The sequence below is a fragment of the Blastomonas ursincola genome, assembly GCF_013607875.1.
In the GTDB taxonomy this organism is placed as follows: domain Bacteria; phylum Pseudomonadota; class Alphaproteobacteria; order Sphingomonadales; family Sphingomonadaceae; genus Blastomonas; species Blastomonas ursincola.
The window spans coordinates 1-23,185 of the sequence record NZ_VDES01000002.1; the positions used below are offsets into that span (position 1 = coordinate 1).

19 protein-coding genes are annotated in these 23,185 nt (G+C 54.6%); 8 read left to right on the top strand and 11 right to left on the bottom strand.

Features of this window, described 5'->3' with window-relative positions; all coding sequences use genetic code 11:
• The 4 genes from FG486_RS06040 to FG486_RS18265 form a co-directional block, all read right to left on the bottom strand.
• The coding region (locus tag FG486_RS06040; RefSeq protein WP_277816969.1) for a sugar phosphate nucleotidyltransferase at positions 1 to 209 on the bottom strand (209 nt) is incomplete at its 3' end.
• A 54-nt stretch (positions 210 to 263) separates the two neighbouring features.
• Entirely contained in the window at positions 264 to 968 is a 705-nt protein-coding gene (locus tag FG486_RS06045; protein ID WP_181266898.1) for a TylF/MycF/NovP-related O-methyltransferase, read from the bottom strand.
• 967 nt (positions 969 to 1,935) lie between these two features.
• The gene (locus tag FG486_RS06050; protein WP_181266899.1) at positions 1,936 to 3,429 is read right to left on the bottom strand and encodes a lipopolysaccharide biosynthesis protein; all 1,494 of its coding nucleotides are present in this window, start codon (positions 3,427 to 3,429) and stop codon (positions 1,936 to 1,938) included.
• A 1,006-nt stretch (positions 3,430 to 4,435) separates the two neighbouring features.
• Positions 4,436 to 4,843, bottom strand: a complete 408-nt coding sequence (locus FG486_RS18265) for an acyltransferase (RefSeq protein ID WP_338401582.1) — start codon at positions 4,841 to 4,843, stop codon at positions 4,436 to 4,438.
• 330 nt (positions 4,844 to 5,173) lie between these two features.
• On the opposite strand from FG486_RS18265, the gene FG486_RS06060 reads away from it, so the two are divergent.
• Complete coding sequence (locus tag FG486_RS06060) at positions 5,174 to 6,481, top strand: glycoside hydrolase family 16 protein (protein ID WP_181266901.1); 1,308 nt, start codon at positions 5,174 to 5,176, stop codon at positions 6,479 to 6,481.
• Here FG486_RS06060 and FG486_RS06065 read toward each other — a convergent pair.
• A complete protein-coding gene (locus FG486_RS06065; protein WP_181266902.1) occupies positions 6,459 to 7,484 on the bottom strand; it encodes a glycosyltransferase family 2 protein in 1,026 nt (341 codons plus the stop codon). The two genes, FG486_RS06060 and FG486_RS06065, sit on opposite strands and share 23 nt — an antisense overlap.
• Entirely contained in the window at positions 7,481 to 8,215 is a 735-nt protein-coding gene (locus FG486_RS06070; protein WP_181266903.1) for a glycosyltransferase family protein, read from the bottom strand. Before FG486_RS06070 ends, FG486_RS06065 begins: the two co-directional genes overlap by 4 nt.
• Before the next feature lie 21 nt (positions 8,216 to 8,236).
• Between FG486_RS06070 and FG486_RS06075 the strand changes: the two genes are divergently transcribed.
• Positions 8,237 to 8,599, top strand: a complete 363-nt coding sequence (locus FG486_RS06075) for a hypothetical protein (RefSeq protein ID WP_181266904.1) — start codon at positions 8,237 to 8,239, stop codon at positions 8,597 to 8,599.
• 114 nt (positions 8,600 to 8,713) lie between these two features.
• On the top strand, positions 8,714 to 9,706 hold the full coding sequence (locus FG486_RS06080; RefSeq protein WP_181266905.1) for a glycosyltransferase family 2 protein: 993 nt from the start codon (positions 8,714 to 8,716) through the stop codon (positions 9,704 to 9,706).
• Positions 9,707 to 10,026: 320 nt separating this feature from the next.
• Here the strand turns inward: FG486_RS06080 and FG486_RS06085 are convergent, their stop codons facing one another.
• Positions 10,027 to 11,298 (bottom strand): outer membrane beta-barrel protein, encoded by a 1,272-nt coding sequence (locus FG486_RS06085; RefSeq protein ID WP_181266906.1) that lies wholly within the window; start codon positions 11,296 to 11,298, stop codon positions 10,027 to 10,029.
• 86 nt (positions 11,299 to 11,384) lie between these two features.
• A complete protein-coding gene (locus FG486_RS06090; RefSeq protein WP_181266907.1) occupies positions 11,385 to 13,529 on the bottom strand; it encodes a GumC family protein in 2,145 nt (714 codons plus the stop codon).
• Between the two features lie 680 nt (positions 13,530 to 14,209).
• On the opposite strand from FG486_RS06090, the gene FG486_RS06095 reads away from it, so the two are divergent.
• Together FG486_RS06095 and FG486_RS06100 are read left to right on the top strand one after the other, a co-directional pair.
• Complete coding sequence (locus tag FG486_RS06095) at positions 14,210 to 15,277, top strand: polysaccharide pyruvyl transferase family protein (protein ID WP_181266908.1); 1,068 nt, start codon at positions 14,210 to 14,212, stop codon at positions 15,275 to 15,277.
• Between the two features lie 474 nt (positions 15,278 to 15,751).
• Positions 15,752 to 16,738 carry a glycosyltransferase gene (locus tag FG486_RS06100; RefSeq protein ID WP_181266909.1) on the top strand — a complete coding sequence of 329 codons (987 nt, stop codon included), beginning with the start codon at positions 15,752 to 15,754 and terminating at the stop codon, positions 16,736 to 16,738.
• Between the two features lie 10 nt (positions 16,739 to 16,748).
• Here FG486_RS06100 and FG486_RS06105 read toward each other — a convergent pair whose 3' ends face one another.
• Positions 16,749 to 17,837, bottom strand: coding sequence for a glycosyltransferase (locus FG486_RS06105; RefSeq protein WP_181266910.1), 1,089 nt, complete (start codon positions 17,835 to 17,837; stop codon positions 16,749 to 16,751).
• Positions 17,830 to 18,864, bottom strand: coding sequence for a glycosyltransferase family 2 protein (locus FG486_RS06110; protein WP_181266911.1), 1,035 nt, complete (start codon positions 18,862 to 18,864; stop codon positions 17,830 to 17,832). The genes FG486_RS06105 and FG486_RS06110 overlap by 8 nt, the downstream gene beginning before the upstream one ends.
• Before the next feature lie 695 nt (positions 18,865 to 19,559).
• On the opposite strand from FG486_RS06110, the gene FG486_RS06115 reads away from it, so the two are divergent.
• Complete coding sequence (locus tag FG486_RS06115; RefSeq protein WP_181266912.1) at positions 19,560 to 20,756, top strand: cell wall hydrolase; 1,197 nt, start codon at positions 19,560 to 19,562, stop codon at positions 20,754 to 20,756.
• A 4-nt stretch (positions 20,757 to 20,760) separates the two neighbouring features.
• Here the strand turns inward: FG486_RS06115 and FG486_RS06120 are convergent, their stop codons facing one another.
• Positions 20,761 to 21,519: a metallophosphoesterase gene (locus FG486_RS06120; protein WP_181266913.1), complete on the bottom strand. Its 759-nt coding sequence runs from the start codon at positions 21,517 to 21,519 to the stop codon at positions 20,761 to 20,763.
• Positions 21,520 to 21,548: 29 nt separating this feature from the next.
• On the opposite strand from FG486_RS06120, the gene FG486_RS06125 reads away from it, so the two are divergent.
• The gene (locus FG486_RS06125; protein ID WP_181266914.1) at positions 21,549 to 22,568 is read left to right on the top strand and encodes a glycosyltransferase family 2 protein; all 1,020 of its coding nucleotides are present in this window, start codon (positions 21,549 to 21,551) and stop codon (positions 22,566 to 22,568) included.
• 48 nt (positions 22,569 to 22,616) lie between these two features.
• Positions 22,617 to 23,180 carry a polysaccharide biosynthesis/export family protein gene (locus FG486_RS06130; RefSeq protein ID WP_181266915.1) on the top strand — a complete coding sequence of 188 codons (564 nt, stop codon included), beginning with the start codon at positions 22,617 to 22,619 and terminating at the stop codon, positions 23,178 to 23,180.
• Positions 23,181 to 23,185: the final 5 nt, after the last annotated feature.

Sequence of the window (23,185 nt, forward strand, 5' to 3'; positions counted from 1 at the left end):
ACGAAGATCATCTGCTCGATCCCGGCCTCGCGCGCCTCGTCCACCGCATACTGGATCAGCGGGCGGTCGACGATCGGCAGCATCTCCTTGGGGATGGCCTTGGTCGCGGGAAGAAAGCGGGTGCCGAGACCGGCAACCGGAAACACAGCCTTACGAATGGGCTTCACGTTCCGCCTCCTGTTGCCGCCAAAGCCCAATACCAATTGCATTCTGATACATGCTATTTATCCCAGAAAATACGGAATATTCATAACTCATGATCTCTAGGCAGTTCGCCGCAAAATTGGGTTTGGCCCCATCTCCAAGCTGAAGTTTCGATATACCTCAACGAACTCATCAACGGCTATCCTACAGCCCCCGTAATCATTATAGTCATCAATGATGATATTGCCGCCAACGCTTACAACGCCTGCGCTCTTTTCCAAACAGAATTTTACCGGGTCATACCAGTCACAATCGATATGAACCAGCGATACGCACTCAACACTGGCTACGCCCCAGGTTTCTTCAAAAAGCCCTTTATGCAGTATTATATCTCTGTCATTTACTGAAGCACCGTGACGATAGAAGGATTTTCTTACATCGGAAATTAAGTCCGATCGATATCCGTAATATTCCTCACCATCGATGCCTTCTGACTGACCGGACTTGATGACATCGTAGCGTTGCTTGGATTTAAGATCGTCCTTATCGGATGTTGGCTCGGGTATCATCCCGAACACATCGAATCCATGAAACTTCTTTTCTGAACCTCTAGCTGCATGCGCGAGAATGATTCCCGACCCGCCCAAGGCAACACCAAATTCGACTATATCGCCTGGAACATGCGCCGTCTCGGTGATGGCCGCCTGGATTCTCTTGAGCTTCGCGACAGACAAATATGTCAATCGGTCTTTCATCACCCGCCGCGTTTGCGGCCACAAACCAAAGTTTTCAAAATGTGCCCTAGCTTTACCAATAAGCGACATAAACGCCTCCGCTAACGTACTACATTAGAGCGACAGACAACTATCTGATTTTGAGCCCATTTACGGCAACGGAGACTATACGACTCTCGAAATTTCAAATCTTTATAGCAAATATTTATTCTAAGTTCCTGACTGACCTTTACCTTACAGCTGGGACAAACCAGAGGGCTCGCTTATGCGATGAGCAGAGGCTACCCCCGTCGGTCCAGAAGTCAACTTCCCGGATTAGAATGGCCCAAGCGATGGTGATGATATCGACCTCACGCCATCGCCCCCCCTTCACGTACGCTCCACCCTCATTTGCAGCACTGCATCCGAGGCCCGATCTACCTCGATGCTCGTGCCCCGCTAGCAAAACAGCCGCGAAGCAGCGGACATACGTACAGACGATATGCAATCAGTCGTGACTCGACGCGCCAGCCCGGAGCAAAAGCTCGCGACAAGATGGGCTGCGAGGCATTCCGTGGCATGATCGGTTGCGATGGCATGACCGCCGCAAAGCAACAGTGCGATGATACAGGCACCTCGCAAGATCATTGCAAAAGAGCCCCGCTAGACGCTTTCGTTGACAAGAAAAGTCGTTGAGCATGGCGGCAGCAAAGGGAACATCAGTCTGAGCTTCACGCGGATATCACCAGCAACGCCAACCCCTTCAAGAAAGATCGCCAGCCTGTCCTAAGCAACCATATTCGCACCGGGCCCGTCTCAGGACCCGGATCTGGAGCCTTGACGCGCCATCGCTCGATCCGATCGGCATATTCAGCATGATCCGACACCGATTGCCTCTACAAGGCCCGCTAGGATGGGACGGTGATCCGGGCGAGGTGGGAACAGGTCGTACCTAGGAAAGTGCGACCCGCAACTCTGCGAACCCTTTCAGACGACAAGCTCTTCGTACCGGCATCCATGACCTGCCCCGCTCCTCCAACGCGGCAAAGCTCAGGCCATCGGCGAGTGTGACACGGGCCTAAAGCCTCCTATTGGGAGCGATCCTATCGATTATGGCAGAGTGGATTCGACGCGCCAGCAGAACGAACTCGGCTTCCGGGCCACCCGGCCTGCCCATCACAATCCATAGTCCATACAGGATGACAACATAGAGCGACACGCCGATGACAACGAGATTACAAACCTCAAAGAAATTACCAGCTTCGCGATTCAGGGCCACGATCTGCGGCACGCACAGGAAACATATTGCCATTACAGCTGTTGCGCAGAGAGCCCGGCAATTGACCCAAATTTGATCCAATAGAGATAGACCTATGAGCTTTCTCACAAGAAGCATGTTCACGACAATGCCGATTATGCCACTCATTACTCGCGCATATACTGCCCCAAGCAAGCCTGCATATAATATACCGGTAACGATCAGTGGCATCCTGACTGTAAAATTGATAACACTAATCTCAAAAAGAGATTTTGTTTGCCCCATCGCCATCGCGAGGGGCTGGGCCGAACTTGCAAGAGCTTGCAGTGCGAAAACGCCAGAAAGCGCTTGAATCACGACCACTGCGGGCAGCCATTTCACGCCTACGGTCAAAATCACCAGAGGCTCCGCCAGCAGCGCAAATCCGACCCCTATCGGAAACGCAATCACACACAAAAGCGCCTGCGACCGCTGGTAAGCACTGCGCAATCTAGCAAGATCATCACTCAGGCGAGAAAATGCAGGGAATAATGTCTGCGCCACCGGGGCGGTAGCCTCGCGGGTCGGCATCGAAGCGAGATTGTCACCGAAACTATAATAACCGAGCGGTTGGTTCCCAAGAACATATCCAATTACCATACTGTCCGAGCGCCAATTAAGTGTATTGACCGCCTGAGCAAACGAAACCCAGACCGAAAATCCGATGAGTTCGCGCCATTGAGAAAGCTGGATCCTTGGCCTGTATCGCACCATAAGATACGAGACCATAACGCTCTGAATTTGAACTGCAACGGCACTGATTACCAGCGCCCAGTAACTCTTATAGAACCACGCGATGACCAATCCGACAGCGAAGCCAGTCAGCTTTGACGAAACATTCAGGACAAAATCCTGCCAAAAGACAAGATTTCTTGTATAGACAACCAGCTTTGGGTTTTGGAGGCCTGATACGAAAACGCCGCCAGCAATCACGATCAGGATAGCAATCAGCCGGGCATCGCCATAGATTTCGGAGATGGGGATGCTCAAGCCCGCCAGAAGCATGGCCAGCGCCGCCGAACGCATCGCATTCAAGGTAAAGGCCGTGTCGTAGTGCGCCGCATCGGGGCTATCATGCTGGACCAATGCTGATGCCAAAGACAATTCAGTTATGGAGCCAGCGATCGCAACCACGGTCATCGCTATTGCCACCAATCCGAAATCGGCAGGCACTAGAAGGCGCGCCAACAACAGCGTGCTGGCAAATCCAATTATGCCAACGAGCACCCGCGCGCTAACGACCCACAGGGCACCCCGTGCCAGCTTGTCCTTCATGACATTCAATCACCTTGTTGGTGAGGGTCGCGTAGTGCACTGCAGCAAAACGCACAACCGACATAGTTCGCTCGGCTAGGCCGCGAGGGATTCAAACTCGGATCCGCCCCGCGCGAAGGCATCTTGCAATTCTCAATCGATGAAGTTCGCCTACCCGAAGCGCCGACGTACCGCGACGGCACTAAAGCGACGCTGTATGCAAAACATCCGATGCACAGCTCAACCTGAACGGCCGCATCCGCCTCGACATAAGCCAGCCGATACAGCAAGGGCTCAGAGGTGAGCGGCAGCTCAGATCCGCTAAGCCAATTGACGAATGACGGGTTTGGGTGATAGCCTATCCATTAACCATCAAAGAATGGTAGTCTGTAGGAGAGGTCGCGCCATGGCAATGGTACAATCGCGTTGGTCCAGGCCAGCCTGGATGTCTTTTTCTCGTCGCGCATGCTTCATGCTGGCCCTTGCCATCACCACATGGGCTGTCTTGCTTGATGTGCTCACCTGACATCGCTCCCAGGATGAATTGGGTAGCGTACTAGGTGTGATGGCGCCAGCACCGGCGCCACCCTTTCACATTTTGCGCTCATTTGAAGGCGCCAAATCCCCACCGACTACTTGCCATGATGCCAATGGCCATGGTGGCATAGCGCCCAAACTCGCCAAATTATTCCTTCGCCGGAAGAGGATGCCGGCTTGTAGCAGCGATACTTCACCGTTCGAATCCAACTCGAAATTCTGGCGTATTGCGCTGCAATGCCAGGAGTCGACGAGATTGCGAGCGCCTCCCCTCAAATGGTCAGCGAACAGCGGGTCTCGAGAGTTTCCGGCGCCCGCAGACCATTCGCGGACACACTGCTTCTCGGAGACACAAAATCGTTTCCGCGATTTCCGCTTCATGGATCCAACGACTGGCCCGCGCCATCAGTCCATCCTGCTTGCCAATGGGGGTGCAATTGCGCCGCCGACATGGCCGCAAGTTCTAGCATCACACCCTGAATCTTTCTGACTAACGCCGGATCCAATCATCAGAAGCCGTGAGTTTACGGATAACGCGCGCAGGCACACCCGCGATCAAGACACGATCCTCAAAAGAGCGAGTCACAACTGAGCCTGCCGCAACAACACTATGATCTCCGATGGAGACGCCAGGCATTATAGTAGCATTATTGGCAACCCAGACATTTTTGCCGAGTTTTATTGGCTCCATCTTTATATCTGAGGTCTGGTCGATAGAATGATGAGAACAGTCGTCTATTACGACATTTTCGCCGATTAAGCAATAATCCCCGATTTCAATCCGTTTTGTTGCATGGAAATTACAGTTGCTGTTTATAAATGATCGCTTGCCAATCAACAGCAGGCCGTCAGGACCTGTGCTCAGACGAACCCTCCCATGAGTGGCACGGAACAGCACGCGTTGTCCCATTACAATCCGCCCCTCATTGTGGACAGTTGGACTGCGGCCCTGTAGCACCACCCTTCCCTGAAACCGAACACCAGCAAGCCACCAAAACGGCATTGTGCATAGGCCTTTCAGGGAACGGGCTACTCGGGTAATTCTGGCCATGAGTTCATGCCACCTGTTGCATTGACTGTCTCGATGTGGCGGAGAGCTGGGATCCACCGGCTACCCCTAGGTTCGAAAAGCCCTCTCGCCTTCCATGCAGTGAAGCATTATGCCTGCAGAGGCAATTATCGGCTAATATTGTCCTGGGTGCCGCCCCTCGATTTCATTGGACACGTCATGCTCAAATTTATGTTGCTGAGTGCCCCTGCTTGCGCCGCGGGCATTGCCGTTTTCAATGTGATGCTCTGGCAACCCTCCCCCCTCGCCCCACGCCCGGCCACAGACAATGAGGCAGCCGCCCCCATAACCGCTGAACCCGCTTTATTTGGTCCGGAAGCCTTCGCAGGCGGTTCGCGATATCCCTCACCGGTTAAGGTCAATCTCGGCAATACGCAGATCAGCGCAGGCGAGAGGGAGGCAAGGATATCGGTATCGATCTCTGGCCCAACCGCGAACACCGTCGTGGCTTATGTACGTTGTACCTGGGGCGATGGCGCAGGCCCCATCCGCGATCAGACCAAATCCGTGATTTTCCGGCCTGGTGACCCGCTTGCAAGATCGGTCGCATGTGCGATTCGACCCGCAAAGTCGGGCACTTCGGTGCGATTTGTGCAGAGCAATGTTCCCGATGGCGCTGAACGTGGCATAGCGGAAGCATCGGCAATTGTCGTCGCTAGGGCACCACAGGAAGGTGCCACCCGAACTGGTTTCCGCCAGCCATTCCGTTTTCAGCCATTTGGTGAGCTGGTTTACGCCGCGGACGGTGCGGCCCTCCAAGTCAACGATGTCGGGGGGCCACAAACGTGGTCAACCTCATTGTTTCATGGGCGTGTGCAGCCATCGAACGGCGAAACTGGCTTCTATGGCGAATGGGCCCTCGGCGGATTCCAGCGCCGGCAAGGCGAACTTGTCATGACAACGCGACGGTTGGAGAAGCCTGTCTCTCGAGGGTTTGATGGCAAGCCATATCCCTTTCTCTCGGTTGCTCTTTCGGCTCATAAAATGCCGGAGGCGCAGTTCCGTTATGGTTCGGTTGAGTGGGTTGTGCGGATGCCAAATCGTCGTCACAGTTGGCCTGCACTCTGGCTTCTCCCGGAGCAAGGCTGGCCACCCGAGATCGATGTATATGAAGGATTTGGCTATAACTCGGATTGGAACTTCTCGAGCCACCTCTCAACCAATCTCCACGGCGGCAAATCAGGCCAGCGGACGTTCACTCGTCTGATGATGCGGATGGAAATGGGAGATTTCGGTCTGCGCAACACCTTGGACACGGAGTTCCACAGCTTTCAGGCACGCGTGGAGCCTGGCTGGATCACCATCTTTGTCGACGGCATAGAGACCGTCCGATATGCCAATCCCTTCCAAGGAACAAAATGGTACCCGTTGATGACCGTCGCGGTCAAAGCGCCGCCAAATTCCGCTTATGATGATGGCTCAGGCGCAATGGAGATCAGGTCCGTCAGGATTTGGCGGCAGGAATGATGTCTGCCAGGCCCTCATTGCTGTCAAACCCATAGCGGGGTTTTGGAGGTGCCGATGCCCTCAGCCGCTCACGAAAATAACCGGCACCCCATGCCATGTGCATGATTGCAGCCGCAAGCCCGCTGAGCAAACCCCAATAACTCTTGCTGGCGGTGCCGATGGCAAGCCCCGCAGCAAACATGAGACTTGCCCATATGCCCAGCGGCACCAGGAACACCCAATGAATGGGCGCCAGAAAAGCTAAAGCAAACGCAATGGGCACGAGCAGGGGAAGCCGCTGGCGCAAGGCGGGGCGAATGCGATGCCGGCGCAGCGTTCTCGCGCGACCCATTCCATAGTTGAAATATTGCCTCCACAGCGACGCCACGCTCGAGCGCGGGAAATATCCGATTGCTGCCGATGGCTCCAGCCATATGCTGTTTCCATTACGAGCGAGCCGATGATCAAGCTCCGCATCTTCATTGCACGGCATGGCTTCGCAATAGCCCCCGACAGTGATGAATGCGTTCATGTTGATCAGGGCATGATGGCCATGATCAACAAAACGGCCCGCACCAAGGTGACGGTGCGGCGATCCCCCAGTTCCGATCACGCTGTTCTGCGCTGTAGCAACGGCCTTCTGAAACCCTGAATTGGCTTTCGTCAGCATTGGGACGACGACGGCTTGAGCGCCTGTCCGCGCTGCTGCAGCGATAAGCTTGGAGGCGTAACCATCAGGGTAACTGCAGTGAGCGTCCACTCTCAGCAACCAGTCATATCCTTGTCCATACTTCTTCACGGCAAGATTTACGCCAGCACTCTGGATACGCGCGGGATTATCCATAAGCCTCAGGCTTGGGTAGCGCTCAGCCATTTCATCGACGATAGCGCGGCTACCATCTGTGCTGCCGCCATCGGCAACCACGACAAGGGATATCTCGGGTTCCGCGACCAACCGTGCAAGAAGCTCACGCAAATGAGGCGCTTCGTTCAGACAGGGGACAACAGCGAGAACGCCGCTCATTTGCAAATTGACTCAATGGTGTCGACAAGCCGGACGCAGTCACGATCATCTGCAACGACATCTTCTCGTGGCAATCGATCCAGTTGCTGGACCCAGATTTCGTAATCGCTTCGCTGTATCGCGGTCAGAGCGCTGCGGGCCTGGTCAGCCGAGTCCACAACCAGGCCAACGCCTCGGGACCTTAGCCAGCGCCCGGCTTCCACGCTGGCCAACGCTATCGGGACGGTACCATGGGCCAAAGACTCATAAATCCGGTTGGGCAACAGCCAACTGCTGTTGAGCCCCTCTTCGAACCAGTCGATTGCCCACGCGAAATGACATTGCCCATAAAGCCCAATCAGATCGTTATACTGGTAGGGCCCAGTGTATTGCATGTTTGGAGCCGCTTCGACACTCTCAACGAAATCAGGAAACTCCGCAGATGAAGGCTTGCCGCTTATCAGCACCTCAATTTCGCCTTCAGAATGGCTTGCCAGCTCAGCAAGGAAATTGAATGTCTGGCGGCATCGGAGCATTCCGAACCAACCAATTCGCCATGGCGGTCCAGCAGCGGTGGGTTGAGCAAACTGCATCCCATCGTAACTCAGCAGCTTGTTCTCCAGAAGCACAGCCTTCCCCCGAAATGGGCGATTGTCGAAATGTTCCCGCAAGAAGGCCGGAGATGACGTCAACAGCAGCTTAACGTGCGGCAGCAGCGAAGCCTCCAAAGCCCGGACAACGCGAGACGCCACCGACGTTCCGAGCAATAATCTATGGAGATCAAGACATTCGTAGATGACCGGCCGCCCTCTGGCCATGGTTCGAACTATTGCCAGCTGCTCCAGATTTCGGGCGAGAAGCACATCACAATTTTTGAAATGGCGACGAAGCGCTTGACTGGATGCCGCAACGCGAACTGCGCCAAAAGCTCGGCCAGCAAAATCCGCATCGCGCGTTCGCCCGACAACAAGTGGATTGCGCATCGCTATATCCGCACGCACATGTTCATCGCGCAGGAAGCCAGCAACCGCAACCGCCGCGCCGCCCCGCTCAAGCATCTGGCAACGCCTTTCCACGGCGGGATCGTTCAGATTGTGAACCAAATACCCAATTTTCATCACAGCACAAATCTCTGAATTTGACACCGCGCGTGTTAGCAGCCTAGCAGCACAAAGGCGATCACCAGCATCCATGTCTCTTTCGCATGATTCTGCCAACCCTATCCACTGCGATCTCAGCTGGGTGAAAATATGTCATCAGACAGTCCATGCGTATCGGTCATCATTGCGGCGTATAATGCGGAACAGACTGTTGCGATCGCGGTAAAGAGCGCTCTTGATGAGCCGCAGGTTGGAGAGGTCGTCCTGGTGGATGACTGCTCTTCCGATGAGACTTGTGCACGGGCGTTGGCGGTAGCGGGCGGAGATGCACGCTTGAAAGTGGTGCCGCGATCGATGAATCACGGGCCAGCTTCGGCCCGCAACCTCGCACTCTCTAAAGCAACGATGCCACTGATCGCGCTGCTTGATGCAGACGATGCATTCGTACCTGGCAGGCTTGCCAGGCTGCCAGATCCAACGCTGGAATGGGACTTCTGGGCTGACAATCTACTCTTTGTAAAAAAGTCCGAGAACTTGGTTGCCGATCTTGGCACATACTTTGATATTGACGAAAGGTATGTTCTAGATACCTCATCCTTCATTCAAGGAAACATTCCGAAACGAGGGATGCTTCGCGCCGAACTTGGCTTTCTGAAGCCAGTTTTTCGAAGGTCCTTCGTACAAAACCTTGGCCTTCTTTATAGAGAGAATTGCAGGCTGGGGGAAGATTTTCTTTTTTATACCGAGGCTCTTTCCGCTGGAGCAAAGTTTATCATCGATGGCCGTTGTGGCTACCGCGCGCTCCACAGGAGCAATTCATTGAGCGGCCTGCACAGCGTGCAGGACCTGGTTGCGCTATATGATGGGGTTAGTGAGCTCCTTGAGAGGTTGGCGATTACACGTGGAGAGCGCTCCGCTCTCGAGCGGCACCGCAGATCGCTAGAAGGCCGCATCGCTCACCGACAGGTTCTCACCCGGCGCGCTCAATTCGGCCTCCTGCGAGGAATAGCCTCGCTTGTTTCGAAGCCTGGCGTCGTGTTTGCAATATTGAACGATTGGTTCAACCCCATCACGGTGGACAACGCTGAGCTGCGCCCCCTTCTAACGCAGGCCAATCTTCAAAATCTGCACCATTTCGATTGATAGAGCGCGGTGGGGGTCGGACCTAAGAACGAGCCCTGCGCAAGATCTGCACGGTTGTCGCCGCAACAGACAAGCGAAGGATGGAGGCAACCCGGTTGACCTGGAACAGCAGGCAACGCGGACAGCGAGATTCACCAATTTCAAAGCATCGCACTCACCTCGTGGCGATCTGCTTGACAGCACAGCTAGCAACCCGAATAAAAACGGCTATATGGGAAGCTCAGCTTGATTGCGCTTTGCGTCAATAATTGCGTACCCTAAAGGGGCAGGTGAGCCGGGAGCCCCCCGCTCGAACAGCATGCGTTCTTCGCGTGTATGTACTAGAATCGGTAGCGCAAGGAGACTTTAAAGCGATTCTGATTGAACGCGAACAAACCCTCACGTTCAAAATGTTCCAGCCGGCCCGTTACTACCCACCGCCTGCTCAAGAGATATCGCGCTTCGAGAGCCGCCGTCCATTCGGTTGCGTCAGCTCCTATCCCAGACTGGTCAAACCGCGCTACGCGCCCTGTAGCCGTGACAATGAGATTGCGCAGAAGTTCATGATCGATACGGACGAACGCCTCGGTGCGGACAAGGCCGGCAGAAAGTGGATTGCTGGTCGTGTCGATCGCTCTAACCGCTGTCGCCTTGATCGTGGTCAGTGGAGTGGGATTATAGGTCGCGGAAGCTTGTAGCGACAAGCCAGACGCCGAGCGCAAAGTAGGGTCATCGAAACTCTGCTTAAGATACCCCACGCGGGCGTCGATCATGAGCAGATCCGTTACCTGTCGCGCCAAACCAATTTCTGCCCGATAACCGTCGGAGGAGCGATCTAATCTGAGAAAATCGGGTAGCGCCAAGTTCTGAGAGGGCGCCGAAAAATTTTGACTGTTGGCTTCGAACGAGACGAATACACGCTGGTTGGGAGATTGAGAATAGGACAACTGAGCACGCCCCACGTAGTTCTCGAAATCCCTGAAGCCTACGTCCAGAAGTTGATTATCAAACAGTATATCGCCGTCGAATTGCGTTCGCGCTGCACGGCCCTCCATATCAAGAGTAAAGGGCCCGAAATCTCGTTCCAGGCCGATGCCGCTGCGATAGCTTGTGATTGCGATCGGTTGAGCGATGAACAGAAAATCATCGACGGCGTCACGGCCGCGCGTCGAGTTGCGGGCTACGCCAAAGCTCACATATGGCCTGGTCAGGCGCCCCTGGCGGAGCCGCAAGCGTCCCTCGAGCGATCCCAAGAACTGATCATCTATTGTTCCCGACGCGTAGGTTTCGACGCCTATCTTTGCCTGGAGAAAAAGGTCACGGTCAGGGCGCTGCTCACGGACAATCAAGCTCGGAGCCAAGGAAAATACGACATCATCCACAGGTGCCGTCGGCGCCGCGAAAATGTTGTCGCTATACTCGGCATCGAGCTGAATGGACGGAAATATGTCAAGAGAGCCCAACTTCAAAGGCTCCTGACGATATTCCGACTGCGTCCGATCCGATACAGAAGCACCTTGGGCCGGCGCGTTTTGAGCGTGGGCGTGTTGGGACAGAGCGCCGGCAGCAGCTGCACTCATCATTGCCATACGAATGCAATCAGTCTTGATCATATCGAAACCACCCCATCGCCCCAATATCACAATACACTTTCGCGCAAATCTGATCAAAAGCGAATTCTAAACTAAAAAAATCCGACTCAGTTGGTATAATAGCCACGAAACTTTTTCGTGTAAGCGTAGACATCGCCATCGCCCGTGCTCGCATACTTTCGGATGTCGACTTGCGTCAATGCCATGCCCGTGATCTTTGCTCCGGCATCCAGGAGCATATCAATCGTAGCTTCCACCGCTCGCACGGAAGTCCTGCGCCAGTGAGTTATCAACAGCACGCGGTCTGCAGCCATCGCCAATATTCGGCCTTCGGCAACCCCGAGAATGGGCGCGGTGTCCACAATGGCAACGTCGTAGAGGTCTCGCAGTTCGTCGAGCACCTCCTTCACTCGTTCGATGGTCATGGGGTTGCGAGCGGCGTCCGGGGAGCGGTTTACCCCAAGGATATGCAGACCCGTTACCTCGTCCCGCATCAAACACGCAGACAGTGGCTGGCGACGCTCAAGATAATCAATAATATCGAATTCCGATTCGTAACCCAGCAAGGCGCTAGCTCCGCGGCGACGCAGATCTCCATCGACCAGAATAGTTCTTGCTCCCTCAGCGGCCGTTGTTTGCGCCAGGCAAACGGAGGTCGTGGTCTTTCCTTCGCGCGGCAGGGCAGAGGTGATGGCGATAACCCTAGGCCGCGCTCCCGGCGACAATGTGAGGAATGTGCGGATCGATCTGAATGCTTCCGAAAACAGCGAAAACGGATGTTCGAGTACATAAATGTGTGGCGGTTGCAACAGCTTGCGGCTCTTCACCGTGGACCGCAGGGACGGGACCGCGCCTGCATATCGCAGCCGAAGCCGACGCTCGATATCACGCTTGGTCTGAACCCCGCGACGAAGATATTCCGAGACAACCACAGTTAGCATGCCGGCAAGCATCGCCCCCACCCCAGCGAAAAGGATCGTCAAGGGGTAATTGGGGCTGAACGGTTGAGCCGGAACATCTGCCCGCTGTGCAAATCGGGCGTCGGGCATTGCGCTGTCTCTCAACGCACCGGCTTCTTGAGACCTTTGCAGAAACGCTTGATATACAGTCGCAGCGGCCTGTGCACGCGCTTCCAGTTCACTCAAGCGGGTCTGCGCCCGGGCATTCTGCGCAAGTGATCCAGCCGCATTACCTCGGCTGCCCGACAGCGACGCAACGCGGGACTGGGCGGTCTGGACATCAGCCTGCAAGCTCGAGAGCACCCTGTTGATTTCTTCCTGGATACGCTGCCTGACATCCTCGAGCTCGCGCTCTTTTTGCTGACGCTCAGGATGGAGGGGGCCGAGACGCGAAGCCAAAACTGCATAGTCGGCACTGGCACGAGCCTCTTGCTGTCGCAGACTTGCTATGGTGCCAGATCCGAGGGCAGCTCCGACGTCTGCTCCTCCGCCTCCCCTGAGAAGCTGTTCGCGCGCCGCATTATAACGCCCCTGCTTCTCGGCGAGATCTGCCCGTGCACTGGCAAGCTGCTGATTGAGATTGGAGACCTCCTGCTCGGCGTTGGTCGATCCGTTCGCGCTCGCTAGACCATTGGCGGCCCTGAAGTTGTCAACGGCGGCCTGAGTTCTCAGAGCGTTGCCTTCCAGCTCCTGTAGGCGGGCATTCACAAAATTCTTGGTGCTGTCGTTTACCGATGTCTTGGCTTCGACCTGAGCATTCAAATACGCCTCTGCCAACAGATTGGCCGCAGTCGCAGCGAAGTTCCGATCGTCAGAAACCGCTGTGATGTCGATGACCCGGGTTTGTCCGCTGCGAGAAACACGTGTGCTGGCGCGGATCCGCTTAGCCAGTGCGCGCACTTCAATCGGGCTGAAACGATCGCCATCAGGGGACGCAAAGCGCTCGGCGTAAAGCTGTGCCGCGCGCTCGGCGACCAGTGTTGAAGCCAGCAGCCGTATTTCCGTATCCACCTGATCTGCATCGACGAACGGCTTGCCGATGTTTGCCGAAGGCGACTTCACTGGCTCCGACACCGGATCGATCAATAAGCTGGCCTCGGCACGATAAAGGGGCTGTTGCAAAGCCAGATATGCCGCGGCCAACAGGAGAACAATGAGCCCTGCAACAATGAAGCGGCCAAAATTTCGTCGAAATACCTGCCAGATCAAACCCGGATCCGGCAACAGTTGGGTTTTGGCTTCTGCCGCTCCAACGCTGTCGGCGTCATCACGAAATTCAGTCTGCTCTGTCATGATCAATCCAAGCGGGTACGTGGCCGTTCAGCGTCGTTGTGTCGCGTTGCAGGCATGATGTCGAGTGAGAAAGAAGTCGGAACGGGAGCTATGTCCTCGTAAACCACTGAGCGAGGCGACTTCTTGTGGGACAGCACCTCCTCGTACGAGCCCAACTCGGGTGAAGCCTGATATATCGCACCAGCGCTGCGTGAGACAGGGAATGGCAATCTTGGACGCTAATGGAAAAAACGTTAAACCACGATGGTTGGCCATGGATCCGGCTGAACAATCCCGAGCTTCAATATCATGAAAAAAACCGCTCATGTTGCGAGACCCTAAAGTATCAGATATCAGCGCGAATGAGGCAGAGAATATTGACAGACAACGTTTCCGCGCCCCTACAATGTGTCCATTAGCAGCGCTCATCCGCCACATGTGTGTTGCAGCGCAGCACAGCTTCGGGCAATATCGTCTTGCTGCGGGCGTAACAATAGGCCCGCCCACCCCTCCAGCCGAAAAACCGCACCGACAGAAACCTAGGTATAAATGGAGCGCATGCATCAGCCTGTTTTTGTCGACTGTCTGGACCCAAATCTAAGAGCCCTCCGTGCCATGGGTCGGTTCGTTCTCATGGTTCGAGCTGCTGTTTGCAACCATGACCTAAATGCCCAAACGGCACCAAACACGGATTCACTTCGATGAGCTCCCCTATCAAAACTGCACCGGCAACAGCTAGCACGGCAAAGACCCATCTTCAGGTGATCGCAAAACTTCAGCACCTGATTGATCAGGCGCTAGCCCCTAGCTTAGCCGCATTACTGAGCCGGCCTTACGCTTTATTGGACATGCCAGACCACGGCAATGTCGGTGATAGCGCCATCTGGGCAGGCGAAATTGCTTGGTTGCAAAAAAACCTGGGCCGCAATCCAGCGCTCATCGCCGATTATAGAGAATCGCTTGAAGAGATATGCCGTCGGCTATCGGGAAAATCGCTGTTGTTCCATGGCGGCGGCAATTTCGGAGATGTCTGGCCAATGCATCAAGCGTTTCGGGAATCCATCATCGCAGCAAATCGGAGTGCCGTGATGATCCAGTTTCCGCAATCCATTCACTACGACAATCTCAATAGCGTCGCTGCGACCGCCACCAGCCTCAAGGGAGCGAAGTCCCTCAGGCTTTTGGTGCGAGACCATGAAAGCTATGAACTGGCCACGCAGGCGTTTGATTGCGAGGTTGTTTTGTGCCCTGACATGGCATTTGCTTTAGGCCCGTTACAAAGGTGCTGTGCACCCGATCTCGATGTGCTGCTCTTGCTGCGCACAGACAAAGAGCGCGTAGGGTATACGCTACCGGCTTGGCCTGAGGGCTGGGCGCAGGACGACTGGCTCGAAGATGTCCCGAATCTCCACCGACAAACAGCGCATGATGTACGGATAGAGGCAATCAAAAGCCTAAGCGTGTCTCGAATGTCCCGGGCTGCGCGTCGGAGTTCTTACTATAACAAGCTGGCCGAGCAACGAGTGAAGCGCGGCCTGCGCCAGCTATCGCGAGCACGTTTTGTGATTACTGACCGATTGCATGTGCATATCCTCAGTACGCTCATGGGCATTCCGCATTGCTTTCTCGACAACCATTACGGTAAGATATCCCGGTTTTCGTCAGCATTTTCAACCCGATGGCATGACTGCTATCAGGCCAAAACTCTGGCTGAGGCCGTCGCCTGTGCTCAAGCTTGGCTCGGCAAATGTCCATCGGACCCTAATTGAGGCGCTTTTATGCTGCTCGGGCGCTCGGTCAGATGCCTGCGAACACGGGCCCAAACGGCCCGAACGCGGAATTTTGCGGCTCAATCAATTCCAGCAGCTGTCACGCGACCTTTGCTACTACTTCGCCTGTTGTCATGCCCATGGATTCCGTAATGCAGCCTCGATTACAACAGATCGCGTTGGCACGGATACTAGATCACGAGGAGGTACTTCTCAGGATTTCTTTCTAGTATCTTAGACAGCTCATTTTCCTCCCCAATGGCTCATGACGTTGAACTATGACCACCCACATGGCGACAAAACTTCTGACCGGCCCAAGAGATTGATCCATATGCAATATGGTATGATACAGCCGTTCAGGTTGGGGGCGAATCATCCTGCTTGGCCTGACCCCAGTTTGAGATTAATTCGGAAGAGCGCTGTCTCTTCGACCTGGCCGCAAAATTGGCCCCACAAGGGAGGAACTGGCTCAGAATGCTCATCACCGTTATAGTCTGCACTCGTAATCGAGCTCGACAGCTCCGCAACTTGCTAGAAAGCTTTTTAGCTCTTGACCCACCTGCTCAGGCTGAGTGGGAGATGATAATCGTTGATAACGGCAGCACGGATGACACTGCCCGCGTGATTGACGAGTTTGGCTCCCACCTTCCGCTGCGCCGCGTTTGGGAACCCCGAGCAGGCCTGTCGAATGCGCGCAATGCAGGTGTAGCTGCGAGCAAAGGCGACTATATATGCTGGACCGATGATGACGTAGAAGTTCATCAACAATGGCTCTCGGCCTATGCACAAGCCTTTCATCGCCACCCCGATGGTACAATTTTTGGCGGTGTGGTTGAGCCAGTCTATGAGGAATCGCCGCCACATTGGATGGTCGAGAACGCAGACAAGCTGGTCGATGTGCTGGCAAAACGCGATCACGGGCTGCAAGAGTGTCGATTGACGACAGACTTGCACCTGCTGCCCTACGGCGCCAACTTCGCGGTGCGCGCGGAGGAGCAGCGCCGGTTCCTGTACGATCCGCACCTCGGAGTAAGCCCTGAGCAAAAGCGGCTGGGCGAGGAAACCGTACTGCTAGTTTCCGTTGCCAGCTTGGGCGGCGCACATTACTGGGTCCCTGATAGTAGGGTCCGTCATCTGATTCCGACTAGTCGCATGACCTTTGACTACATCGGAACCTACTTCCAATCCGTTGGCGAGACATGGGCTTACTTAAGTACATCCGACGGCGTTCCAATCATGGGACAACCCATTCCAATGTATGGCCGCAGATTTGGTGGCGTACCACTCTGGATTTGGCGTCAATCGGTTGTTGCCGAAATCGTTTATCGTATCAAGCGGACATTAAGGCCTTCCCCATCTCGCTGGCTTGATGACCTTATAAACAAAAGTCGACTGGCAGGCGCCCGCAACTTTCTATGGCGTCACCACCGGAGTTTGACCCAAATCAAGACCTCCAACTGAAATAATGGCTTCACGATTTATTCTTGGATCGAATAGCTTGCATCATTGTCAACTCAAGCTGAGTGATCTGGCGATCAGGGTTTGCCCCCGGACGCTGGGAATGCTGAAATGCAGAAGCGGATAATCTTCGATACAGCTCTTCATTCTTGAGCATCTCTCCCAACGCATTGATCCACACGCTAATCGGGGCATTGGAAGGCAAGGTTATTCCCCCTGGACCAATCGCCTCAACAAGGCCGCCAATACGGGATCCCAGAACGGGAATACCACTGCATTGTGCTTCAGATGCCACCCTCCCCCATGCTTCCGCCCATTGACTCGGCGCAATCAAAATTTTGGTCTTGCTGTAAATCTCGCGCATGTCCGATGTCGGCTGAACAACCGATATGTTGCCCCGACCTCGACATGCTTGATCCAGCTTATCTTCCTGCTCAGCACTCAAATCCCAGCTTCTAACAAAAAGAAAAGGGATATGCGGAAAACATTCCGCCAATTCTGCTGCAATATTCAACCCTTTCTTTTCTATTGGATTGATAAATGTAACAAAATCGCCTCGGGCATTGCATGCGTACCGGTCGCATTCAATAATAGGCGGAACAACATCCGAAACAATCCCAAATTCATCTTCGAATCTCTTAGCCGTAAAATGGGAATTCGAAATATAATGGTTAATACCCGGTAGTCTAGGACACCCCCCAAGCTCATTGAACTCGACATTATGGAAATAGGGAACGACCGCAGCATTGGAAGCCCCCATGATCGAATGAGCAATAGGAACTGTCTGATGGCACTGCGGCACTACGATGTCCGCTTGCAAATGCCTCGCCAGTTGGCCTGCAATACTTTCTACATTCCATGCCCGGAAGACAGGATATCCCAGCCGGGTGTCACAAACCCAGGGCATGCGACTGATCTTCAGCTTTGCTCGAGAGAGCAATCCAAACCGACCGCGACCAAATAGGGAGCAAAGCACTGAAACTTCGTGGCCGCGTTGCTGGAGTGCCCGCGCCAGATAGTCAGTATTTGACTGCACGCCCCCGCTGAACTCTGGCCAATGACCGTTCTTAAATGCAAATAGAACTTTCATCGCCTCAGGCACCACCCTTCATTAGCGACCACGACTTTAACTTCATCACGAAGAAATAGAACGGAACCATAAGCAAAGAAATTGGAGAAATAAATAAAAATACCGGCGCCTTGACACGTAGATCATTGAGCGCTTCTGAGACCATGTTCTTGCCATGACGCAGGTTCCAGAATATCACAAACCACAAATGGGTCAGTTTTGCGACACCACTCCACATGAGCTTGATTTTTGATCTGATCGGTATCCTAAGATCTCTGAAGATCATACTTCTATAGGCAAGCTCCTCAATCATTCGTGCCGGCCCATTGCTAGATGACCACGCCATAGTCTCGCGATAAATGGAGATTCCCGCCCCTCGCTCGCCAGCCACCGAGTTGGACATTGTGACCATTTTTGATGCAAGAGCTGCATTAAGAAAAAAAAGCTGATCCTCGCATGCCCTACGAAATCGAGTGTCGAAACGTACATGGCTAAGTATACTAGAATCAAATACTGATGCGGAAATATGCGGCCAACATTCAGCCGCGATGATTTCGACTGCGATTTCGCGCTTGAGATTAACGCAATCCATACCCTTTGCAGCACATGAATTTAGAAACTTTTTCGCTCTAGGCCAACCACCAAGAGATGAAACTCCATCATTTAGGATATCAGAAAAGTACCAGTCCGACCCCTCCCTGGACATGCATCTCAAGGCACTCTGTATATGAAGAGGATCCCACACATCATCAGAATCGATGAATGCTACAAACGTAGCCCTGTGCTGGAGAGCTATTTCGATTCCTCGGTTTCGCGCAGAACCAGGACCACCGTTCTCCTGACGATCTAATATTATTTCAACTTCTTTATCGAGTTTCAATGCATCTATCTCTTGCATCGCTGACACAGGCGAACTGTCATCCACGACGATCACAATGAATTCTGCCTCAGAATCGACCTGAGCAACAATAGATGATATGGCTTTCTGAAGCAGACCCTTTTGAACTTGATAAAATGGTATGATGACGGCAACCCTTGGGATCATCAGCTGGGCCTTCATTGTTTGACAGGTTCGGCGGTTGCGAGGAGCCCATCCTCACTTGGCTGGATTTCGCTGAGCCAGTACGAGACGCTAACGCTTGCGGTCGAAAATGCCAAGAAGTGTCCTTCCCTGTGCCGGAATGGCTGGGCTTGGTTTGAGCTCATGCCATCTGCGATGGAGGCGTGCAAAGTCACACGAAGCCAGCTGCTACACCTACCGTCCGCCTACCCACTCTCAGATTGGCCAGAGAGACTGAATTGGCTAGTCTTGTCCAGAGCTCATTGGCTGCGATGCCTTGCTCGACGGATCAAGTTCGTTCACGGTCAGTTTGGCTGAGTGAGGCGTCGGGAGCGAAAGTACGGGGCACCTTTTTGGCCGGGTCGATTGGCGAGCGCGGTGCACGAAGCTCGCCACATCAGTTGCTATCAGGCGCTATAAATTGCCCAAGGTTCGAACCAGCCCTGCGTTCTCCACTTCTAACAAACGGCCATGCTCCGAAAGCGAAGGGTGGAAGCCGATGGGTGGTGGGCCGGTCGGGCAGCAACAGTTGGCAGCAACCAGTTCGGTAGGACAAAATTACATAGCTCCCTAGGGGGCTTGAACCGCGGCGGGACACTTTTCCCGCCAGATCGACTGTCAAGTCTGCTTCGGTTAGCTTATGGCTGACCGACGCATCCGATCCTTATCAGAATGAACGAGTGTCTCGAACGATCATGAGCTTCAGACTTTACAGCTTGTGCATCGCACTTTTGGTTCTTGCACTGGCGAGCCTTGTAACCCTGATAAACCTGCGCCTCGAAGGAACATCGCAGCCGTTGGAAATTGCGAGCCTTAGCCGCGAGCCTGCTCCGCCTTTGCCGATGGCTGGATCACCAACGGACGTTGCTGCCTCGCCGCCTGCATCGATCTCGTTGCAGCAAGCTATAGCAATCAATACGGCTCGCCCCGACTCCTCCGCCCCCAAACCAGCAGCCAAGGCATTTAAAGCCAGCTTGCTGGATGCTGATCGCGCACGAGCCATAACGTGCCTCGCAGTCGCTGCTGTTTATGAAGCCGGTGGAGGGCAGAGCGATCAACAGGCGGTGATGCAGGTCATCCTGAACCGTGTGCGCCACCCCGCCTATCCCAAAACCATCTGCGGCGTCGTCTTCCAGGGCTCCGAAAGATCGACTGGCTGCCAGTTCACCTTCACTTGCGATGGATCCATGCTCCGCTGGAAGCCCTCGGCGAAGACACTGCAACAAGCCAAAACCTTAGCTTCTGCCATGATGGATTACAGAGTGGACGCAAGAGTAGGGCTTGCAACGCACTATCATACGAACTGGGTTCTCCCAGCCTGGAGCCCGAAGCTCGACAAGATCACATCGGTAGCAACCCACATTTTTTTGCGATGGAATGGCTATTGGGGGAAGCCTGCAGCGTTCAGGGGTCGACATGCGGGTGCAGAGCCCGCAATCCCGATGCTTTCCGGGTTTGACGTCAGCCATTCTCCTGCAACAGCTGCTGACGAGGTAAGTCCGGTCATGCCAACCACCAGTACAGCACCAGTGCCACAGACCGCGACGGCGAGTACAGCCACGACATCGCTGGCTAGACCGCCGGTCCTTATACGGATCACTGCCCTGCAGCCTCTCAATCAGCCAGGACGATGGGCCCTGGATGCAGTTAGGCAATGCGAGGGAAAAGCCGAATGCAGGGTCATAGGATGGCAGGATCCAACGCAAGCTCCCGTCGATTTGACCGCGACATCGCTCGCTGGCTCGCCCCCAGATTTCGTGTACGTCCAGATTCTGCGCAACCGGGTACAGCAGGCCTATTGGGATTGCAGAATCTGGCCCAAATCTGCCACGGGGCGTTGTATCGGCAGCACTGGAGACTTGCTGAACTCGCTTGGAATGGTGGCGGGCTGAGTCGTCAGCCCCCTTCGGATCGCACATGAAGTGGGGTTATGACATCATCCTCGATGCAAATGCAGGACAGAACGCCCGTTCTGTATGCTCCGGTGTCGCAGGCAACCCGATTGCTGTGGATTTCCACGCGATCGACTATGCTGTGGCCATGAACCACCACAGCTCCGTGCCACAGCTGTGATCGCGTGAACTTGTCCCTGATTGAGAGCAATGTTCGCTCTTGCTGGCGATCCAGCGCCACACCAGGTTCAACACCCGCATGGACAAACAGATAATCTCCGCAGCGCCAGCTAGGGACAGTGGCGTGCAGCATTCTCCATATTTCGGGCGCAACCCCAGCCGTCAAGCGTTCGGCAAAATCGATGGAATCTTCGCCCGGCCTTGGAGGATCAATCTCGAAGCTGTCGAGCGTTGCATAGCCTCCGTTGGCGAGCCAAGCAATCTGAGCTGCAGGATTACCTGCAGCCGCTTCGATCATCATGTCTTCATGGTTCCCGCGCAGGACAATCACGCCGCTGCTGCCCCATAACCGAGACAAGAGATCCAGACACTCCCGGCTTTGCGCCCCCCGATCTACTACGTCCCCGAGAAAGATCAGGGTAGTGCGGACCCCTCCCTGGGTGCCAGCGGACCAGTGACGCTTGATTTCCTGAATCAGAGCCTTCATGAGATCGAAACGACCGTGGATGTCGCCAATTGCGTAAACACGTTGGCCCTTGGCCAGCCTTGGCCTTGCAGGTCTGGCTTTCTTGAAGTGCAGCATCGCTCACAATATGGTGCAACCGCTGCGGCATGTCATCCATCAAACCCCTGACCGAGCAAACTTCCATGGTACAAAGGCCGGTTGAAATCAGTTTCGCAATAGCATGCTTTAATGGCCTGCCCCATTTGCGACCGGCCGTTCAGTCTGCGCTGTCGCAAACCGATATCGAGGTAGAGGTCATCGTTGTCGATGACGGCAGCAGCGATGGCAGCATTGCCTATATCCGCGATCTGGCTTTGAGCGACCCGAGAGTTGTTCTCTTGCAAACACCCTCCAATATGGGGCCCGGGGGCGCGCGCAACCTTGCGATCGAGGAAATGAAAGGGGATTGGCTTTCCGTACTGGATGCCGACGATCTGATAGAGCCGTATCGGAGCCGCAGGCTTATCGATGCCGCCCAGCGCTTGGGTGCCGACCTTGTAGCAGATGATCTGCTTGTCTTTGGCGAGGACGTCGCCGAAACACGCTTCCTCTCCGGCAACTGGCCAATTTCCGGGGATTGGATGACTTTCGAACGCTATCTGACAGACTCGGTACTATTTGGCAAAGCCCCCAATCCCGGCTTTCTCAAGCCGATCTTCCACCGCAGATTGTTCGCCGACCACACTATGCGATACAACCCGGAACTCCGCATCGGGGAAGATGACGAGCTTGTTATGCGAATGCTGCACTCGGGAGCCCGCTACCTGATTGTCCCGGAACCTGGCTACCGATACCGCAAGCACGAAGCATCCATCTCTCACCGCCTCTCGCCAGCCAATTGCGGCCGCATGGTCGAGGCAGAAAAAGCTCTTCGCCAGCGTTTTGAAGCATCCGGCCCGTTGCCACGCGCTTATCACAAGCGATGGAAAGCTCTGCTCGAGGCACAATCCTTCGTATGCTCGATCGAGCAGCTGCAGAACCGCCGCTTCTTCGCTGCGGCAAAAACACTGCTGGCGCATCCATCGGCCATCCGTCTATACCGAATGCCGATCTTCGCCAGATTCCAGCGACTTGTATCTCGTCTGTTGCCACAGAAAACCGACGAGATCCCCGGGCTTGCTGATTGACGGCGCTGGCATTAGGCTTCTGCCAACACAAAAGGGATTCCTTCTGACATGCCCCGCGTTCTTCATGCGATCGCTATCTTGAGTGTTCTGGTCCTGGGGGGCTGCGCGGCCGCATTGCCGCCGTTGGCAACGGACAGGTACGAGGCACCTGCATACCGGCTTGCTGCAGGCGACAGACTGCGAATCCAGGTGTTCGGCGAAGAGGCGTTGAGCCGAGAATATGTCATCACGTCCGCCGGCGATTTGTCGTTTCCCCTGCTTGGCGACCTGGCAGCCGCCGGAAAGACACCCACAGAATTGCAGCAGGTTATCGGTCAGGGCCTTGCCCAGGGATATCTCAACGATCCGCGGGTAAATGTAGAGGTGCTGAACCTCAGGCCATTTTACATTCTAGGCGAAGTCAGCAAAGCAGGCGAATACCCTTATGCATCGAACCTGTCGGTGTTTCAGGCAGTAGCCTTGGCAGGCGGATACACTTATCGGGCCGATCGCTCTCGCGTGTTCATCCGCAAGGCTGGCTCGGACAGGGAGTACACCTACAAGCTGTCGGATAGCAAAACGGTCTATATTCAGCCAGGCGACACCATCAGGATCGGTGAGCGCTATTTCTGACCCAG

Coding starts and splice junctions, on each gene's coding strand:
- FG486_RS06045 (WP_181266898.1), bottom strand. CDS start 968: ATGTCGCTTATTGGTAAAGCTAGGGCACATTTTGAAAACTTTGGTTTG.
- FG486_RS06050 (WP_181266899.1), bottom strand. CDS start 3,429: ATGAAGGACAAGCTGGCACGGGGTGCCCTGTGGGTCGTTAGCGCGCGG.
- FG486_RS06060 (WP_181266901.1), top strand. CDS start 5,174: ATGCTCAAATTTATGTTGCTGAGTGCCCCTGCTTGCGCCGCGGGCATT.
- FG486_RS06065 (WP_181266902.1), bottom strand. CDS start 7,484: ATGAGCGGCGTTCTCGCTGTTGTCCCCTGTCTGAACGAAGCGCCTCAT.
- FG486_RS06075 (WP_181266904.1), top strand. CDS start 8,237: ATGGAGATCAAGACATTCGTAGATGACCGGCCGCCCTCTGGCCATGGT.
- FG486_RS06080 (WP_181266905.1), top strand. CDS start 8,714: ATGTCATCAGACAGTCCATGCGTATCGGTCATCATTGCGGCGTATAAT.
- FG486_RS06085 (WP_181266906.1), bottom strand. CDS start 11,298: ATGATCAAGACTGATTGCATTCGTATGGCAATGATGAGTGCAGCTGCT.
- FG486_RS06090 (WP_181266907.1), bottom strand. CDS start 13,529: ATGACAGAGCAGACTGAATTTCGTGATGACGCCGACAGCGTTGGAGCG.
- FG486_RS06095 (WP_181266908.1), top strand. CDS start 14,210: ATGAGCTCCCCTATCAAAACTGCACCGGCAACAGCTAGCACGGCAAAG.
- FG486_RS06100 (WP_181266909.1), top strand. CDS start 15,752: ATGCTCATCACCGTTATAGTCTGCACTCGTAATCGAGCTCGACAGCTC.
- FG486_RS06110 (WP_181266911.1), bottom strand. CDS start 18,864: ATGAAGGCCCAGCTGATGATCCCAAGGGTTGCCGTCATCATACCATTT.
- FG486_RS06115 (WP_181266912.1), top strand. CDS start 19,560: ATGAGCTTCAGACTTTACAGCTTGTGCATCGCACTTTTGGTTCTTGCA.
- FG486_RS06120 (WP_181266913.1), bottom strand. CDS start 21,519: ATGCTGCACTTCAAGAAAGCCAGACCTGCAAGGCCAAGGCTGGCCAAG.
- FG486_RS06125 (WP_181266914.1), top strand. CDS start 21,549: ATGTCATCCATCAAACCCCTGACCGAGCAAACTTCCATGGTACAAAGG.
- FG486_RS06130 (WP_181266915.1), top strand. CDS start 22,617: ATGCCCCGCGTTCTTCATGCGATCGCTATCTTGAGTGTTCTGGTCCTG.